At 60.3% G+C, this 16,182-nt stretch carries 15 protein-coding genes and 1 pseudogene; 12 read left to right on the forward strand and 4 right to left on the reverse strand.

Annotated elements, in window-relative coordinates:
* Nucleotides 1–170 precede the first annotated feature (170 nt).
* Nucleotides 171–1,271, forward strand: coding sequence for a SprT-like domain-containing protein (locus MWR57_RS12515; RefSeq protein WP_423125162.1), 1,101 nt, complete (start codon nt 171–173; stop codon nt 1,269–1,271).
* Between the two features lie 108 nt (nt 1,272–1,379).
* On the opposite strand, the gene MWR57_RS12520 is transcribed toward MWR57_RS12515, so the two are convergent.
* Together MWR57_RS12520 and MWR57_RS12525 are read right to left on the reverse strand one after the other, a co-directional pair.
* Nucleotides 1,380–1,754 (reverse strand): YajD family HNH nuclease, encoded by a 375-nt coding sequence (locus MWR57_RS12520; protein ID WP_423125163.1) that lies wholly within the window; start codon nt 1,752–1,754, stop codon nt 1,380–1,382.
* 105 nt (nt 1,755–1,859) lie between these two features.
* Nucleotides 1,860–2,390 (reverse strand): YIP1 family protein, encoded by a 531-nt coding sequence (locus tag MWR57_RS12525; RefSeq protein WP_423125164.1) that lies wholly within the window; start codon nt 2,388–2,390, stop codon nt 1,860–1,862.
* Nucleotides 2,391–2,933: 543 nt separating this feature from the next.
* Here MWR57_RS12525 and MWR57_RS12530 point away from each other — a divergent pair.
* The 4 genes from MWR57_RS12530 to MWR57_RS12545 all read left to right on the forward strand — a co-directional run bounded on the left by MWR57_RS12530 (nt 2,934) and on the right by MWR57_RS12545 (nt 7,278).
* On the forward strand, nt 2,934–5,510 hold the full coding sequence (locus MWR57_RS12530) for an intermembrane phospholipid transport protein YdbH family protein (RefSeq protein ID WP_423125165.1): 2,577 nt from the start codon (nt 2,934–2,936) through the stop codon (nt 5,508–5,510).
* A 16-nt stretch (nt 5,511–5,526) separates the two neighbouring features.
* On the forward strand, nt 5,527–5,727 hold the full coding sequence (locus MWR57_RS12535) for a hypothetical protein (protein WP_423125166.1): 201 nt from the start codon (nt 5,527–5,529) through the stop codon (nt 5,725–5,727).
* A 25-nt stretch (nt 5,728–5,752) separates the two neighbouring features.
* A complete protein-coding gene (locus tag MWR57_RS12540; RefSeq protein ID WP_423125167.1) occupies nt 5,753–6,127 on the forward strand; it encodes a YdbL family probable chaperone protein in 375 nt (124 codons plus the stop codon).
* 179 nt (nt 6,128–6,306) lie between these two features.
* Nucleotides 6,307–7,278 (forward strand): tRNA dihydrouridine synthase, encoded by a 972-nt coding sequence (locus MWR57_RS12545; protein WP_423125168.1) that lies wholly within the window; start codon nt 6,307–6,309, stop codon nt 7,276–7,278.
* On the opposite strand, the gene nhaR is transcribed toward MWR57_RS12545, so the two are convergent.
* Nucleotides 7,265–8,170 carry a transcriptional activator NhaR gene (gene nhaR / locus MWR57_RS12550; RefSeq protein WP_423125169.1) on the reverse strand — a complete coding sequence of 302 codons (906 nt, stop codon included), beginning with the start codon at nt 8,168–8,170 and terminating at the stop codon, nt 7,265–7,267. The genes MWR57_RS12545 and nhaR overlap by 14 nt on opposite strands.
* Before the next feature lie 146 nt (nt 8,171–8,316).
* Between nhaR and MWR57_RS12555 the strand changes: the two are divergent.
* The 5 genes and pseudogenes from MWR57_RS12555 (at nt 8,317) to MWR57_RS12575 (ending at nt 12,859) form a co-directional block, all read left to right on the forward strand.
* Nucleotides 8,317–11,054: pseudogene (locus MWR57_RS12555) on the forward strand (cation-transporting P-type ATPase).
* 139 nt (nt 11,055–11,193) lie between these two features.
* The gene (locus tag MWR57_RS12560; protein ID WP_423125170.1) at nt 11,194–11,880 is read left to right on the forward strand and encodes a DedA family protein; all 687 of its coding nucleotides are present in this window, start codon (nt 11,194–11,196) and stop codon (nt 11,878–11,880) included.
* Nucleotides 11,877–12,080 (forward strand): hypothetical protein, encoded by a 204-nt coding sequence (locus MWR57_RS12565; RefSeq protein ID WP_423125171.1) that lies wholly within the window; start codon nt 11,877–11,879, stop codon nt 12,078–12,080. Before MWR57_RS12560 ends, MWR57_RS12565 begins: the two co-directional genes overlap by 4 nt.
* 284 nt (nt 12,081–12,364) lie before the next feature.
* Nucleotides 12,365–12,586 (forward strand): hypothetical protein, encoded by a 222-nt coding sequence (locus MWR57_RS12570; RefSeq protein WP_423125172.1) that lies wholly within the window; start codon nt 12,365–12,367, stop codon nt 12,584–12,586.
* A 15-nt stretch (nt 12,587–12,601) separates the two neighbouring features.
* A complete protein-coding gene (locus MWR57_RS12575; protein WP_423125173.1) occupies nt 12,602–12,859 on the forward strand; it encodes a TFIIB-type zinc ribbon-containing protein in 258 nt (85 codons plus the stop codon).
* 24 nt (nt 12,860–12,883) lie between these two features.
* On the opposite strand, the gene MWR57_RS12580 is transcribed toward MWR57_RS12575, so the two are convergent.
* On the reverse strand, nt 12,884–13,675 hold the full coding sequence (locus tag MWR57_RS12580) for a 3'-5' exonuclease (protein ID WP_423125174.1): 792 nt from the start codon (nt 13,673–13,675) through the stop codon (nt 12,884–12,886).
* Between the two features lie 42 nt (nt 13,676–13,717).
* Between MWR57_RS12580 and zwf the strand changes: the two genes are divergently transcribed.
* Nucleotides 13,718–15,169 carry a glucose-6-phosphate dehydrogenase gene (zwf, locus tag MWR57_RS12585; RefSeq protein ID WP_423125175.1) on the forward strand — a complete coding sequence of 484 codons (1,452 nt, stop codon included), beginning with the start codon at nt 13,718–13,720 and terminating at the stop codon, nt 15,167–15,169.
* 310 nt (nt 15,170–15,479) lie between these two features.
* A complete protein-coding gene (gene pgl, locus MWR57_RS12590) occupies nt 15,480–16,175 on the forward strand; it encodes a 6-phosphogluconolactonase (RefSeq protein WP_423125176.1) in 696 nt (231 codons plus the stop codon).
* Nucleotides 16,176–16,182 lie beyond the last annotated feature (7 nt).

Genomic DNA, 16,182 nt, shown 5'->3' on the forward strand with positions numbered 1-16,182 from the left:
AGTTCCCTCCCCCTTGGGGGGGAGGGCTAGGGAGAGGGGGAACAGCCAGGTAATCGGCAGGTCGGCACCTTCACCCACCCCCAGCCCCTCCCGTCAGGTAAGCGTAGACTCCGAGGGAGGGAAGTTTCTGTAAAAAAACAGCCGGACAACGAGGCAAGAAGAGAGTGCGGGTGAGCGAAAACGAAAGCCGACTCATGGAGACCTGGCGCAGGCAGTTGGCCCAGGAATACCGCCATCTCTGCTGGCTGTACCGGGTGCAGCTCCGGCCGCCGCTCTTTGAGATCCGGGAGGGCCAGAGCCGGGCCGGGTCCTGGTCGCCGGGGCTGGACACCCTCAGCCTCGCTTCCTGGCTGATCCGGGATCATTCCTGGGATGTGGTGCTGGAGGTGTTGAAGCATGAGATGAGCCACCAGTATGTCGAGCACCTGGGGAGGGGGGATGAGCTTCCCCACGGCCCGGCCTTTCAGGAGGCGTGCGACCGTCTGGGGGTGCATCCTGAATTTCGCACCGCCCAGGGAGCAATCCCGCGGCTGCTCACCGGGGCGGGGCAAAAGTCCGGAACCATGCTGGCCAGGGTGGAGAAGCTCTTCGCCCTGGCCCAGAGCGCCAACGAGCATGAGGCTGCCCTGGCCATGGCCAAGGCCAACACCATTCTGCGCCGGTACAACCTGGAACGGCTCGACCGCCAGGCCACGGATTACGATTACCTGATCCTCAAGCCGGGAACCAAGCGGATCTCCGCCCACCAGCGGGCCATTGCCGCGCTTCTTAAAGATTTTTTCTATGTCAACGTGGTCATCGCCCGGCAATTCGAGGCGAAAAGCGGCGAAACCCTGCGGGTGATCGAGCTGACCGGCGCCAAGGAAAACCTGGCCGTGGCCGATCACGTCTATCATTTTCTCGTCAGGCGACTGGGGTATCTCTGGCAGGAATACCGGAAAAATACGGGGGCTGCGTCCAGGGAGAAGAATTCCTATTGGCTGGGGGTGCTCAACGGCTTTCGGGAAAAGCTTCGCCGCCAGGATCAAGAGGCCATGGGCGTCACCGGCAATGAAACCGAAAGCAGCCTGATCTGCGCCTCGGATCCGGGGCTGATCCGCTACTACCGGGCGCGTTATCCCCGTCTACGCACCGTGCAGCATGCCGGACCCCGGGTGTATGGAGATCCCTATCAGGCCGGGCAGCAGGAGGGGAAGCAGTTGGTCATCCACAAGGGGGTCGGCTCCGAGGCTGCCGGCGCCGGCACGGGTTTGTTGCTGGTCGAGGGCTAATTTCCGTTCGCGGTGAGCCCTTCGACTTTGCTCAGGAGAACCCTGTCGAACCGCAGTTCCATTGCTACAACGGGCCTTCGGCAGGCTCAGGCCGAACGGATGTATTCGTCATTTTTTCTCCTGTAGCAATGCCCCGAGGGCGGCAAAGGGGTTCGAGGTGGCAATCGAATCCTGTTTTTCTCCCGGTTTCAGCGCGCCATAGGCGTCGGCCACGCTCTGGCGGTCGTGCTCGTTGTCGTGGCAGTAGATGCACAACAGCTCCCAGTTGCTGCCGTCGGGCGGATTGTTTTCGTGGTTGTGGTCCTTATGGTGGACCGTGAGGTCGCGCAAGGCTTTGCCGGTGAATTCCCGGCCGCACCTGCCGCAGATCCAGGGATACATCTTGAGCGCTTTTTCCCGGTAGGTCTGGGCCCGCTGTTCCTGTGCCCGCTGGGCCTCTGGAAGCAGCCGGTTTTTGGTATCGCTTTTGGCCGGTGGTGTCATGGGTTTTTGGTTCCGTGTTAAAAAAAAAAGGGGCTTCCTGGCGCAAGCCCCTGCGGCTGGGTGAATTTTCGCGCTGTCCGGGGTGATTATTTTCTTGCCCCGGCATCAGAGGGCCGGGGGGCCACCCAGCAAGGAAAACAGCAGCACCAGGATCAGGGTCTGAATGATCCAACCGATGGCGCATACTACCACGGCCCGCCAGGTGGCGGTGTAATCAAGGGCCTGCCGGACCGCGATTACCATGGCCACCAGCATCCAGATGGAAGCCACGGTGAAAACCAGCGTGCCCAGCCCCGGGATGAGCCCCAATATCCGGATCAGGCCGGGAGAGCTGGAAAAGCCGGTGGTGCGCAGCAATTGGCCAAGATCGGCTTCGGTTTGCGGTTCCGGCAGGAATTTGGTGCCGATGAAGTAGGCGAGATAGGCCCATACATACCAGCCGCCAAGGGCGCCCACCGTCCCGAGCAAAACCCCGGCGATCCCCAGGTTGGAAATACTGCCTATCCCCGCGGCGAGGCTGGAAAGCACCACCACCGCCATGGCCTGGCGCATGGTGCCTTTGTCCGCTTCGACCTCTTCATAGAGGTGGGCATCCAATTTCGCCGCGCGAATTATCCGATTGGTAAAAGTGTTCATCGTAGCTCCTTACAAGTATTGAATATTCAGGTGGGAATGATGGGCGCAAACCCGTGGTTGCAATTGCGGCGCAGGACGGAATGGTCAAGAAGTCAAGCCAGCCTCCCGGAAATTTTGGGGAGAGCGTACCCATTGCCGGCCAAACCGGGGAAGCACGGTCATCCCCCAGCAATCATAAAAACATCCCATACGCCTAAGAGATTGTCAATACTTGAAAAATGTTGGAATGGCCAGGCTTTCCGGCGCAGTTCCTTTAAGCGGGGGACGCTGGCCGCGGGCAATGCTACCCATTTGCCTCGGCATACGGAAAAATCGAGACAGTTGGGATTCTCCTCTTCGATAAAAATCTGCCAAGGCGGAAAGAGCGCGCGGCTATTTCCTTTTTGCTCCCTTGTAGTGGGGGCTGATCTCCGACTCTCACCGGTGCGGGTCTTGGGAAAGAGGAGGGGGGGGAAAAATGACGGGAGCAGGCCGCCTTTTCTGTTACACTTGCCTTTTGGCAGGATGGGGTTTTTGACTCTGGGCGAACCGGAAAGGAGTTGTATGGTGAAACGGCTTGGTTGGGCTTTAGGCGGAGGGGCTGTGGCGCTGCTGGCGCTTGGGGCTCTGCTGTGGCTGAGCCTCCCTGTGCTGGTGGAAAAAAGCATAGAGTATCTGGTGGCCAGATCCCTGCCGGGTCAGCCTTTTTCCTGCACGGTGCGCCGGGTCGGAATTTCCGGGGCCGCTCTTGAGGCGATTGTTCTGGGGAACCCCGGGAAGCCGGCACTGCGCCTCGATTCCCTGCAGCTCAACTATTCCCTGCCCGGCCTTTTTTCCCGCCATATAGACCGTCTGGCCCTGGAGGGGGTGGTGGTGCAAGGGGAGTGGCGGGATGGCCGCTTTGTCCTTGAGGGGTTTTCCGGAAACGAAGCGGGGGCAGGGAAGAAATCGGGAGAGACGGATTATTCCCTGCCCGGCACCATCGGGCAGCTCACGGTCAAGAACGGCTTGCTCCGCAGCGGGGTGCGCGGTCGCATGGCGCAATTGCCTTTTCAACTGCAGTTTGTCCAGGGAAACCGCCCGGGGATGGGAGATGGCAGTGCGCCGCTGGCTGGTTCGCTCACCCTCTATCCGGAAGACCAGGAGCTTGCCCTCGCCCTGACGGCAGAAGTGGCGGAGGGGGTGCTCAGCTTCAAGGTGGGAGCCAGGGATTTCCCGCTTGCCTCCCTGGCGGGTGTTCTGGGACAGGATCTCGCGGGGAGTCTGCAATTTGCCGCGGAGGGCAGGCTCGGGTTGAAGCCGCTGGCGGTCAGGTTTTTTGAGCTGCATTGCGCGATTGAACGATTCGTCCTCAGGGGTGAGGGCAACATCTGGCGGATCAATGGAGCAGGGGGAGCAGGCGGGGAAGAGGAGCCGCCTTTTGTTTTTTCGCTCGCCGCGGCCGAGGACAAATTTCACTTTACAAGCAATGGCTTGGTGGTGCACTCCCCGGTTGAGTTGACCGTTGCCGAGCTTGCGGGGGCAGGCGTGCTTACCGGTGACGGAGGCAGTGGCGCCGGTTCTCTACTTCTTTCCGTGCGGCCTGCGGGGCAAAAAGAGGAGGGAATCCACGCAAAAGGGGCGTTTGAGGCAGGATTCAGCAAGCAGTCTGGGTGGTATTTTTCTCTCAAGGGAGCTTCGCAGGCAGGCAAAACCCCCCGTCCCCCCCTTGCCTGTAAAGCCTTCGGCCTGGAGCTGAAAAAGGAGGTGTCCGCAGCGCTTACGCTCGCGGCAAGCATCTCCTCCCTTGTCCTGCGCCAGGATAAGGGGGGGGAACTGCTGCTGCCGGAGCTCAACATTGCTGCGGTTATGCCGGGGGGTTCCCAAGGCAAGAGGGGGCAGGCGGAGCTGCATGTGCCTGAGGTGACGGTGCGGGATGGTCAGACGGAGCTGCGCCTGACAGGGGTTGCCGCAACCCTGCCGCTGCCCGGGGGAGAAAAGGGGGGAGCGGCAGCGGGGAAGGTGCAGCTTGCCAGGATCAGACTCAACGGTCAGGATCTGGGCGGGCTGGTGCTTGCAACAGAGCAGCAGGCAGAGGGTATTGGCTTTGCCGGTAGCCACACAAGCAAGGCCTTGGACGGGGTTGCCATCAAGATCACGGGAGAGGTGTCCAGCTCGATCGTGGACGGACTGCACGGCGCCCTGCGCCTTTCCGCACCCCGGCAGAAGTTCGCGGCCTTTAATCTTGGGAGGTTTGTCAAGGCAAAACAGGAGATAACCCTTGCCGGCGAGTTCGGACTACAGGCTGGGGGATCCTTCAAAAAGGGCGGACAGAGCGGGAACCTGCGTCTGCAGCTTGACAATGCGCGCCTGGAACTGCCCAAGCGTGGGATTGCGGTTTCCGGCCTCAGCCTTTCGCTGGTAATGCCTGATCTTTTCCTGAAAAAGAGCCTGCCGGCCCAGCCCCTTACCTTTGCCGCAGCCAAGGTTGGTGATCTTGCCCTAACCGATGGGAAATTTGCCTTCCAGATAGAATCCCCCACCGCTCTCCTGCTGGAGAGCGGCCGCTTTGCCTGGTGCGGCGGCCATGTTTCCTCCAGGGGAGTGCGATTGAGCACAGCCCGCAACGATTATGCGCTGACCTTATTCTGTGACCGCCTGAGTCTTGCCAGCCTCCTTGCCCAGTTTGGCATGGAGGGGGCGGAGGGGGAAGGCACCCTGAACGGCAGGATTCCTCTTTCGATTGTCGACGGCAGGGTGCGGTTTGCCGATGGTTTTCTCAATTCCCCCCCAGGTGAGGGCGGCACTATCCGAATGAGGGATAGCGGTCTGTTGACCGCCGGGATTCCCAAGGAGACGCCGCAGTTTTCCCAGCTTGATTTTGCCGGTGAGGCCCTGAAAAATTTCCGTTACAATTGGGCCAAGGTGCGGCTGAACAGCGAGGGTGATGCGCTGCTGCTGCAAATAAAACTTGACGGTCAGCCGGCCCAGCCTATACCTTTCAGATACAATAGCCAGCTCGGCAGCTTCACCCGTCTGCCGGAAGGGGAAGCCGGGGGAGTCACCCATCCCATTCGTCTTGATCTGAACCTGCGGTTGCCATTTGAGAAGATCCTGGAATACGGTGGCGGCATGCAGAAGTTGTATAAAATGACCCAGTGAGGCAAGAGGAGTAGTGATGAAGAGAAAAAGAAGATTGGCACTGCTGGGGGCGTTGGCCCTTTTGCTGCTGTCGGGCTGCACCCGCCATGCGGTGCAGGTGGCGCCCATCGAGATAAAACCCATCCACATCACCATCGATGTCAACATCAAGGTGGATCGGGCCCTGGATGATTTCTTCGGCGATCTGGACAAGGCTGCCACGGAGCAGCAGAAATAAAAAAATAGACACAGTGGTGATGAAGATGCAAAGACAACGGGTTTTTTCCCTGCTCTCGGGTTTGATTTTTCTCCTGGTTTTCTGCTCCGTGGCAAGCGCCGCTGCCAACGGCATCAAGGAACGCATGGCCGCAAGGCTGCCGGAGATCGTGGGCCTGAAGGACAAGGGCGTAATCGGCGAAGACAATCTGGGCTATCTGCAGTTTGTTGGGGCAACCAAGGAAAAGGCGGAGCTGGTGCAGGCGGAAAACGATGACCGCCTGCAGGTTTACCAGGCCATTGCCAAGCAGCAGGGCACCACCGCCGATCTGGTAGGACGGCGGCGGGCCCAGCAGATTACGGAGATTGCCCTGCCCACCCATTGGCTGCAGGATGCAAACGGGCGCTGGTATAAGAAATAGCAGTAACGACCTTGGCGATAGCGAAAATCCCTGTCCGGTCATGCCCGGGCAGGGATTTTTTATTCATGCTGCCACGGATGATCTCGGCGGCGCCCAGGGCAAGGCCGGTCTTGACGGCCAGACCCCGACAGGGTATGCACCGAGATTCTGAGATTTTTACACTGTGGGGGTCATTGTTGATGGGCGAGATGCATGCCAATACCAAACTGCCATGGGCGGAGGGAAGCCTGCCCCTGATGCTGGCCCCGATGCAGGGGTTGACCAACCGGGCCCTGCGCGCTCTGTTCATTGAGCGGGTCCGCCCGGATGTGGTTTTTACAGAATTTGTCCGGGTCAAGGCCAGCACCAAGAAGAATATCACCGCCAACGACCGGCAGGAAGTGGCCGGCACTCACGGCGGGGTGCCGCTGGTGGTGCAGCTCATCGGCACCGACACCGAGGCGTTGCTGGCCGCGGCCAATACCGTGCAGGAGTTGGGGGCCGAACACCTCAACATCAATCTCGGCTGCCCCTATGGCAGGATGACCAGCCAGACCGCGGGCGGCGCCCTGCTGCGCGAGCCTATTGCCCTGGCGCGGATGCTCGCGGCTTTGCGCCAAGAAATCCGGGGCAGTTTTTCCGTCAAGGTGCGCTCCGGCTTTGACGACCCGGCCCAGATCTTTTCCCTGCTCACCATTTTTGCCGAAAGCGGCATCGATTTTCTCGTGGTCCACCCACGCACCGTGAAACAGATGTACGCCGGCCCGGCAGACCACGCAATCACCGCTGAAGTGGTGCGCCAGACCCCATTGCCGGTCATCGCCAACGGAGATATCTTCACCGCGGCCATTGGCCAGCGGGTTCTGGCCGAAACCGGGGCCGCCGGGCTGATGCTGGGCAGGGGCGCCATTGCCGATCCCCTGCTGTTTGAGCGGTTGCGGGGAAGATATCCGGAGGGATCGATCCCTGCCGCCAAGGTTGCCGAGCTGCGCGACTATCTGCAAGCGCTGCTGGGCCGCTACCAGGCGCTGTTCTGCGGCGAGCACCAGATCCTCTGCAAGATGAAGGAGGTACTTTGCCATGTCCACGACCCCGAGGTGGCGCCCTTGGCCCGGCAGCTCAAGCGGAGCAAGAGCCTGGCTCAGTTCGGGGAGCTGCTTATTTCGTCATGAACAGGTTGTGGCGGGCTGCCTCCAGGATGGCGGCCACGGCCGGATGCTTGATGATCCGCTCCACCGATATGGCGTAGTAGCGCTCCTTGACCGCCTGGGTCCGGCCGACTACCTGCACCTTGTGCTGGCGCAGCACTTCGGGTTCAATGACCGTGGGCGCCACAAAGATGCCGTCGCCCTCCTGGCCGAAGACATTGAGCAGGGCGTTGTCGTCGAACTCCCCGGCAATGGACGGCCGGATGGAGAGGGAGGCAAACCACCGCTCCAGCCCGCCCCGGAGTGCGGTCATCTCCATGGGCAGCAGCATGGGCGCCTCATGAAGCGAAAGGGGAAATTTTCCCCGCAGCGGTCCGGCCAGCGTTTCCACCGCGAAAAAGGTGATGCCGCACTCGCCGAGCAGATGGCTGTAGGCCTTGACGCTCAAGCCCGCCCGCAAGGGCGCATCGCTCAGCACCACATCCAAAGAGTGCATGGCCAGTTCGGCCAGCAGGGCGTCCTCCTTGTCTTCAAGGCAAACCAGCTTCACCCGCTCCGACAGTTGCAGGGCCGGTTCCAGCAGCCTGCGGACAATGAGCTTGGGCAGCACGTCCACCACCCCGGCCTTGAGGGACAGGGGGCCTGCCGTGGGTCTGCCCCGGATGGTGTCCATCATCTCCCTGCCCAGGGAAAAGATCTCATCGGCATAGCGGAACACCAGGCGTCCCAGGTCGGTGGGCTCCAGGTTGCGTCCCGCCCGCTGAAAGAGCTTGCCGCCCAGGGATTCTTCCAGTTTCCCCAACTGGGCGCTGACCGTGGAGGGAGCCAGACTGAGACGGGCGCTGGCCGCGGTCAGGCTGCCTTCGCGCATTACGGTCCAGAAGTAGAAAAGATGGTGGTAGTTGAGCCATTCCAAGGGAGCCTCCGATTCGTTTATTTCGAACTGTTATAATCATATTTTCTAATTGTTCAAACTATTTTCCTGCGGTATCTTTTATGCGGGGAAACAAATCAGGCCGGCCGGGAGATCGGGCCGGACCGTAGCAATAGAGAGGAAAGACCATGGAAGATGTGAATTTGATCGCCCGCCACTGGCACCACCTGCCCATCGACGAAGTTGCGGAGCTGCTGGAATCGGACCGGGAGCGGGGGCTTGACCGGTTCGCGGTCGAGCACCGGCTGGAAGCGTTCGGGCCCAATGCCATCACCGCCCAGAAAGGACAGGGGCCGCTGATCCGGTTTCTGCTCCAGTTCCATCAGCCTCTAATCTATATCCTCATCGTTTCCGGCCTGGTCACCGCAGTTCTTGGGGAGTGGGTGGATTCCGGGGTCATCTTCGGGGTGGTGCTGGTCAACGCCGTTATCGGCTACCTCCAGGAGGCCAAGGCGGTCAACGCCCTGGCAGCCCTGGCCCGGACCATGACCACCGAGGCCACGGTCCTGCGGCAGGGGGAGAAGCGGCGCATTCCGGCCACGGAACTGGTGGTGGGCGACATCGTTTTCCTGCAAAGTGGCGACAAGGTTCCCGCTGACCTGCGGCTGTTTCAGGTGCGCGATCTGCAGGTCGCCGAAGCGGCGCTTACCGGCGAGTCGGCGCCCGTGGTCAAGGATCACGCGCTCCATGGCCGCGACACCGTCCTGGCCGACCGACGGAACATGGCCTATGCCTCGACCCTGGTCACCTACGGTCAGGGCTGGGGCATTGTCACGGCCACCGGGGATGCAACCGAGGTGGGTCGGATCTCCCAGTTGATTTCAACGGCCGAGGCGCTGGCCACCCCGCTCACCCGCAAGATCAGCGAATTCAGCAACGTCCTGCTCTATGTGATTCTGGGGTTGGCCGGTTTGACCATTATGATCGGTCTTCTCCGGGGCCAGACCTTTGTCGATATGTTCATGGCCGCGGTGGCTCTTGCCGTGGGCGCCATTCCCGAAGGTCTGCCCGCCGCGGTTACCATCACCTTGGCCATAGGCGTGTCGCGCATGGCTCAAAAACGGGCCATTATCCGCAAGCTGCCCGCGGTGGAGACCCTGGGCTCCACCACGGTGATCTGCACCGATAAAACCGGCACCCTCACCGAAAACCAGATGACCGTGCAGGAGATCGTGGCCGGCGGCATGTCGTACGCAGTGACCGGCACCGGCTACAATCCCACGCAGGGCAGGATTGAGGCGCCGGACGAGGCTTCCGGCGGCACAGCCAGCACATCCGCGGCGTTGCTCGAATGTTTGCGGGCCGGGCTGCTCTGCAATGACAGCCAGCTTGTCGAAGAGGAGGGGGTCTGGCAGGTGCATGGCGACCCCACCGAGGGGGCGCTGCTGACCTCGGCCCGCAAAGGCGGCCTCGGCCCGGAAACCGTGGCCGCAAGCCCCCGGTTGGACACAGTGCCCTTTGAATCGGAACATCAATACATGGCCAGTCTGCATGGGGCCGGACCCGGCGCATCGACCAGGCGGGTCTATCTCAAGGGCGCGGTGGAGGCGGTCCTGGCCAGATGCGCCAGCCAGCTTGACGGATTGGGCAATCCTGGTCCCCTGCGGGTTGCCGAAATCCAGTCCGCGGTGGAGAATATGGCTGCCAAGGGCTTAAGGGTGCTGGCCATGGCCGGCAAGAAGGTGGGCGAGGAAACCTCGGAGATTCATCATGCTGATCTGACCGGCGGCTTGATCTTTCTCGGCTTGCAGGGGATGATCGATCCGCCGCGGCCGGAAGCGGTGGCCGCGGTCAAGATCTGCCAGGGCGCGGGGATCCGGGTCAAGATGATCACCGGCGATCATCCGGTGACCGCCGCGGCCATTGCCAAACAGGTCGGGCTCTACAACCTGGGCTCAACCCAAGGGAATGGGGTTCCGGTGCTCACCGGCGCCGAACTGGAAAAGCTCTCGGACAGCGAATTCATCGACCGGGCCGAAGACACCGTGGTCTTTGCCAGGGCGACCCCGGAACAGAAGCTCCGCTTGGTGGAGGCGCTCCAGGCCAGGGGCCAGGTGGTGGCCATGACCGGCGACGGGGTCAACGACGCCCCGGCCCTGAAGCGGGCGGATATCGGCGTGGCCATGGGCATCACCGGCACCGAGGTGGCCAAGGAGGCGGCGGACATGGTGCTCACCGACGACAACTTCAGCTCCATCGAATCGGCGGTGGAAGAGGGGCGGGGGGTGTTCGACAACCTGGTCAAGTTCATTACCTGGACCCTGCCCACCAATCTGGGCGAAGGACTGGTGATACTTACCGCCATCTTCCTCGGCGTCACCCTGCCCATCCTGCCGGTGCAGATTCTCTGGATCAACATGACCACCGCCGGGTTTCTCGGCTTGGCCTTGGCCTTTGAACCCAAGGAGCCGGGCATTATGCTGCGGCCCCCCGGCAACCCAACGCGCCGATCCTCAGCCACAGCATGATTTTCCGGATCACCCTGGTGAGCTTTTTGATGCTGGGCGCGGCCTTCGGGATTTTTTCCTGGGAACTCTCCGGCGGCGCCACCCTTGCCCAGGCGCGCACCGCTGCGGTCAACGCCTTTGTCATGGTGGAGCTGTTCTACCTGTTCAACTGCCGCTCTCTGGATAAGTCGGTTTTTCAGCTCGGATTTTTCTCAAACCTCTGGGTGCTTGGCGGCGTGGTCGCCATGTCCCTGGTGCAGATTGCCTACACCTATCTGCCGGTGATGAACCGGCTCTTCCAGAGCGCCCCGGTTGGTCCGGCTGTTTGGGGGAGAACAGTGGCGGCGGGGCTGGTGGTTTTCGTGATTATTGAAATCGAAAAAATGGTGTGGAGAAAAGCAGGAACTGGGCGGGCGTGATTGTTCCGCTCACGGAGAGGAAAAGAGAGTTGGTATGAAAAAAAATTCTCTGCCAAGCATTCGGGGTCGTTTTCGGCAAGAACCGGCAAGGCCCGCTTCATGAAGCCGTGTTCGCAGTTGGCCACGAGGGAGAAAAGGGATGTTTGAAAGCATGACCGTTTGGCTGGTGGAAGCCATAAGCGCCTTGGGGTACCCCGGCATCTTTCTGTTGATGATGGTTGAAAGTTCCGCCATCCCTTTTCCCAGTGAATTGGTCATGCCCCCTGCTGGGTATCTGGTCTTTCAAGGCCGGATGAATCCGTGGCTGGTGGTGCTGGCTGGGGGGCTCGGTTCACTGGCCGGCGCCTACGCAAATTACCATGCCGCCTTGTATCTGGGCCGGCCCCTGTTGCTCCAGTATGGCAAGTTTGTCGGCCTTGCCGAGGAAAAACTCGAAAAAACCGAGGGTTTTTTCCGGCAGCATGGCGAAATTTCCACCTTCATCGGCAGGCTGCTGCCGGTCATCCGGCAACTGATCTCCATCCCTGCGGGACTTGGCAGAATGAATCATGTCAGGTTTGCTTTGTATACCAGCCTGGGCGCTACGATCTGGTGCGCGGTACTGGCCTGGATAGGGTACGCCATCGGCGACAACCAGCAGTTGATCATGAGCCTGTCGCGGCAGGCAAGTGTCTGGATGATTGGCGGCAGTGTGCTGTTGCTGGCCGGTTATCTGTATTGGCACAAAAAGAGGCGCGCAAAACCATGGGGTGAGATGCCTGCGGCATATGGAACCGATACCTTGCACAAACAACCAATCACACCAAACCAAGGAGAACATCAATGAAAAAGCCAAGCAGCTCCGCAACCAGCCTGAAAGAACTCATCAACCACGCCATCAGTGATCTTGAGATCACGCCGAGCGAATATCAGCAGATCATGGACCACGCACACGACGATGGCCACATAGACAAAGAAGAACAGGTTCTGCTTGCCCAGTTTCATGCAATGCTCAACAATGGGACTCTCAAGAGAGTCCGTGAGTAGAGTTGACTGGTCATTGCAAACGCAATCGTCAGTAGGGGCAGGAACCAGTTGACGCCTGCCACTAAAACGCGGAGGGGTTGAGATTGTAACTGGCTGAATTTGCTAACGACTCGTAACTCCAGGCACAACTCTCCCCCCCCCTCCTCCTCCTAGACGTCTGAGGCCAGCCAGGCTCGGCGGGTGTGTATTTTTGTGTTGAAGAGATTGAAAAGAGTTGGTGAAACACAAAAAAACGGTCCGTGTCTAATGGCTCATTACGCAACAACCAAAGAAGGAATCAGACAATGAAGCAGCTTCAAGCAATCACCGCTCTCTTGCTTCTCTCGGCCGTGGGGCTGAGCGGTTGCGATCAGATGAAGGATCTGGCCACCGAGGCGGCGGAAAAAGCGAAGCAGGACGTGGTTTCCGAGATTGGCAAGGCGGTCAACGGTGGCGGGGATCAGGATAAAAAAGAAGGTGCCGAGTCGAGCAAGGACTCTGATACGGAAAAAGACGAAGAAAAATAACCAAGGAGAGAATCAATGAAATGTCCGGTATGCACACAGGTGGATTTGATGATGACGGATCGGCAGGGAGTGGAGATCGATTATTGCCCGCAATGCCGCGGCATCTGGCTGGATCGGGGGGAGTTGGACAAGATCATCGAGCGCACCGCGGCTCCGGCCTCGCACCCGCCTCAGGCTGCGCCGCAGCATCAGGGCGGTTACGACCAGCATGGCCACGGGTACCATAAAAAACAGAAGCACAAGAGCCTGCTGGGCGAGCTGTTCGATTTCTGATTGCGCCCTGCATCCAGGAAGACTCTAGCGGCAGGAAACCTCCCCGTCCGGCCGGAGCTTCAGATACAACTCCCTTCCTACCCAGGCGTCGGTGGCCGCATACTGGATCTGGGCCGGGGCCAGGACATCCCTGGCCCAGTTCGAGGTCTGCGCCCCCTTGGCGATGCGAAATCCCAGCAGCACCGCGGCCAGTCCCCGCAACCCGTGGTTTTTTATCTCCGCCTTCTTGGCGAGGGTGCCGAGATCCACAAAGCCCGCCGGCTTGAATCGCGCCAGCTTGTGCAGTTCCTGAAGATCATAGGCCAGGGCAACCCCTGCCTTGACCACCTTGGGGTCGGCCAGGATTTCCCTTAAGGGAGCGGGCAAGCCGAGATGCCTCAACTGAAAAAGGTAGACCTCTTTTTCCCCGGCCAGTTGCAGGAGCGAGGGCAGGTAGCTTTCCCCCTTGTGGTAGGCGGGCCGGGTTTCCGTGTCAAAGCCGAGGATGGTTTCCGTTGCCAGGGCTTGGATTGCCTGGCTTAACTCCTCTTTCGTGCGAACCACGCGAACCACCCCCTCCCACCTGCGGATGGGGCAGACGTTGATTTCTTCCTTGGTCATTCGCTGGGCAAAGCCGGGGCGAGGGTCGGTGGTGTGCATGGAGTCTATATACGGGAACCGTTGCCGGTTTGGGAAGGATTTTATTCGCGGGCCTGCAATGGCTCTCCGGCTTCTGCCGTGCGGAAAGACGCCGATGCTTGAGGGAAGCCCCACATTTTCCTTGACTTCATTTTTGAAACAGCCGTAGCCTTTTGAGAGAAGCTGCGGGATGCGCAAAATGTTTCCCTTCATAGGGCCGAGAAGATCAGGGAGAAAAAGATGCAACCATGTGATTTTGTCTTGTTCGGAGCCCATGGCGATCTGGCCACCCGCAAGCTGGTGCCCTCGCTCTACCAATTGGACAAGGCCGGGCTTCTGGAGCCGGACCTGCGGATTGTCGGGGTGGCGCGTCGGGAGATGACCGCTGACGAGTATGTCACCCTGGCCAGGGAAAGCTTGGCAACCTTCATGAAGGAGGAGGTGGACGGCGCGGTCTGGGAGCGGTTTGCCGGGCGTCTGCGGTATGTGCAGCTCGATCTTGCCAGCCACGACCAGTACCGCAAGCTCTGCGAGATCATCGACCCGGCCAAACGGGTCATGGTCAACTACTGTGCCGTGCCGCCCTCCATCTATGGCGATATCTGCAAGGGCCTGTCCCAGGCCGGATTGATCACGGAGCAAACCCGAGTTGTGTTGGAAAAACCGCTGGGCACGGACCTTGCCTCCTCAAAGGTGATCAACGACGCAGTGGCCGAGTTCTTCCAGGAAAAGCAGGTCTACCGCATCGACCATTACCTGGGCAAGGAAACCGTGCTCAATCTGGTGGCGCTGCGTTTTGCCAACTCCATCTTCACCACCAACTGGGACAACACCACCATCGACCATGTGCAGATCACCGTGGCCGAGGAGGTGGGCATCGAGGGCCGCTGGGGCTATTTCGACAAGTCCGGCCAGCTCCGCGACATGGTGCAGAACCACCTGTTGCAGATCCTTTCCCTGGTGGCCATGGAGCCGCCGGTCACCCTGGGCAGCGAGAGCATCCGCAACGAAAAGCTCAAGGTGCTCAAGGCGCTGCGCCCCATCACCAGAGATAACGTCGAGGAAAAGACCGTCCGGGGCCAGTACAGCGGCGGGTTTCTCAAGGGCGGGCCGGTGCCGGGCTACCACGAGGAGGAGGGGGGCAACCCGCGGAGTTTCACGGAAACCTTTGTCGCCCTGCGGGTGGATATCGACAACTGGCGCTGGGCCGGGGTGCCTTTTTATCTGCGCACCGGTAAGCGCATGACCAAGAAGCTCTCCGAGGTGGTGATCTATTTTAAAAGGCTGCCCCACAATATCTTCCGGGAAAGCTACAAGAACCTGCCTTCCAACAAGCTGATCATCCGCCTCCAGCCCAACGAGGGGGTGGAGATCGAGATGCTGAACAAGGTGCCGGGCATCGGCTCGGGGGTCAAGCTGCAGCGGACCACCCTGGACTTGAGTTTTTCCGAGGCCTTCCAGTCGGTGCATGTCGCCGATGCTTACGAGCGTCTGCTTCTGGCCGCCATGGAGGGAAGCCAGTCCCTCTTTGTCCGGCGGGACGAGGTGGAGCAGGCCTGGACCTGGGTGGATTCCATTCAGGATGCCTGGCAGGCGAGCAACGATGCACCCATGCCCTATCCGGCAGGCACCTGGGGGCCGGTGGCCTCGGTGGCGTTGATGGCCAGGGATGGGAGAGCCTGGGATGAGTAAACGGTCAGCAGCACCGCATCTGCTTTGTCATCGGCCGGCTTATGTGCAACAGCACACTTCGCACGCCTCTTCCTATTTCTAGCATCTGTGTCACGGTTGACCGGTTACTTTTTCGAGCGTGTGTTGGTTTTTTTCTGGATTAGTGCTTCGACAGGCTCAGCACGAACGGATATCGTCGTAATACAGTGGCCTTCCGTTCGTGCTGAGCCTGTCGAAGCACCAGTTTGCAGCACGTTGCAAGGTCCTTAAAAAATGAAACAGTTTTTTGGGGTTGCCGGTGGAATGGTCATGATAATTAAGGGAGCAGATCATGCCTGAATTTAAGGAGTTCAAGGATTCCGCCACGCTGGTGGCGGTGCTGGCCGCCCAGGTTGCCGAGCTGCTGCGGACCGGAATCAGGGCGCGGGAAAGAGCCAGTCTGGCAGTGTCCGGCGGCTCCACCCCGGTGCCGTTTTTTGCTGCCCTTTCGGATCTGCCGCTTGACTGGGAAGATGTGACGATCACCCTGGCGGACGAACGCTGGGTCGAGCCGAGCGATGCGGCCAGCAATGAACGTCTGGTGCGGAGCCATCTTTTGCAGAACCGGGCGGCGTTGGCCCGTTTCGTGGGGCTCAAAACCGGAGCAGCCACGGCGGCCGAGGGGGAAAGCGAGTGTGCCGACCATCTTGCCGAAGTGCCCCGGCCTTTTGATGCCCTCATCCTGGGCATGGGCAACGACGGCCATACCGCCTCGCTGTTTCCGGAGGCGGTGCGTCTGAAAAGCGCGCTGGCCCTGGACTCCGGCCAACTCTGCATGGCGATCACCCCGCCGGCCGCGCCCCATGAACGGATGACCCTGACCCTGCCCACCCTGTTGCAAAGCCGGCAGATTATCCTGCATCTCGTCGGGTCGGAAAAGCGGGCGGTGTATGAAAAGGCGCTCACCGAGGGGCCGATCGCCCAGATGCCCATCCGGGCGGTGCTGAATCAGACCATTTCGCCGGTCACGGTTTTCTGGTGTCCATAATAAAGGA

This window comes from Hydrosulfovibrio ferrireducens, assembly GCF_046883345.1.
Lineage (GTDB): Bacteria > Desulfobacterota > Desulfobulbia > Desulfobulbales > Desulfurivibrionaceae > Thiovibrio > Thiovibrio ferrireducens.

Bases quoted from the DNA above. Each gene is read 5' to 3' on its own strand.
- MWR57_RS12520 (WP_423125163.1), bottom strand. From the start codon at position 1,754: ATGACACCACCGGCCAAAAGCGATACCAAAAACCGGCTGCTTCCAGAG.
- MWR57_RS12525 (WP_423125164.1), bottom strand. From the start codon at position 2,390: ATGAACACTTTTACCAATCGGATAATTCGCGCGGCGAAATTGGATGCC.
- MWR57_RS12530 (WP_423125165.1), top strand. From the start codon at position 2,934: ATGGTGAAACGGCTTGGTTGGGCTTTAGGCGGAGGGGCTGTGGCGCTG.
- MWR57_RS12535 (WP_423125166.1), top strand. From the start codon at position 5,527: ATGAAGAGAAAAAGAAGATTGGCACTGCTGGGGGCGTTGGCCCTTTTG.
- MWR57_RS12540 (WP_423125167.1), top strand. From the start codon at position 5,753: ATGCAAAGACAACGGGTTTTTTCCCTGCTCTCGGGTTTGATTTTTCTC.
- MWR57_RS12545 (WP_423125168.1), top strand. From the start codon at position 6,307: ATGGGCGAGATGCATGCCAATACCAAACTGCCATGGGCGGAGGGAAGC.
- MWR57_RS12560 (WP_423125170.1), top strand. From the start codon at position 11,194: ATGTTTGAAAGCATGACCGTTTGGCTGGTGGAAGCCATAAGCGCCTTG.
- MWR57_RS12565 (WP_423125171.1), top strand. From the start codon at position 11,877: ATGAAAAAGCCAAGCAGCTCCGCAACCAGCCTGAAAGAACTCATCAAC.
- MWR57_RS12570 (WP_423125172.1), top strand. From the start codon at position 12,365: ATGAAGCAGCTTCAAGCAATCACCGCTCTCTTGCTTCTCTCGGCCGTG.
- MWR57_RS12575 (WP_423125173.1), top strand. From the start codon at position 12,602: ATGAAATGTCCGGTATGCACACAGGTGGATTTGATGATGACGGATCGG.
- zwf (WP_423125175.1), top strand. From the start codon at position 13,718: ATGCAACCATGTGATTTTGTCTTGTTCGGAGCCCATGGCGATCTGGCC.
- pgl (WP_423125176.1), top strand. From the start codon at position 15,480: ATGCCTGAATTTAAGGAGTTCAAGGATTCCGCCACGCTGGTGGCGGTG.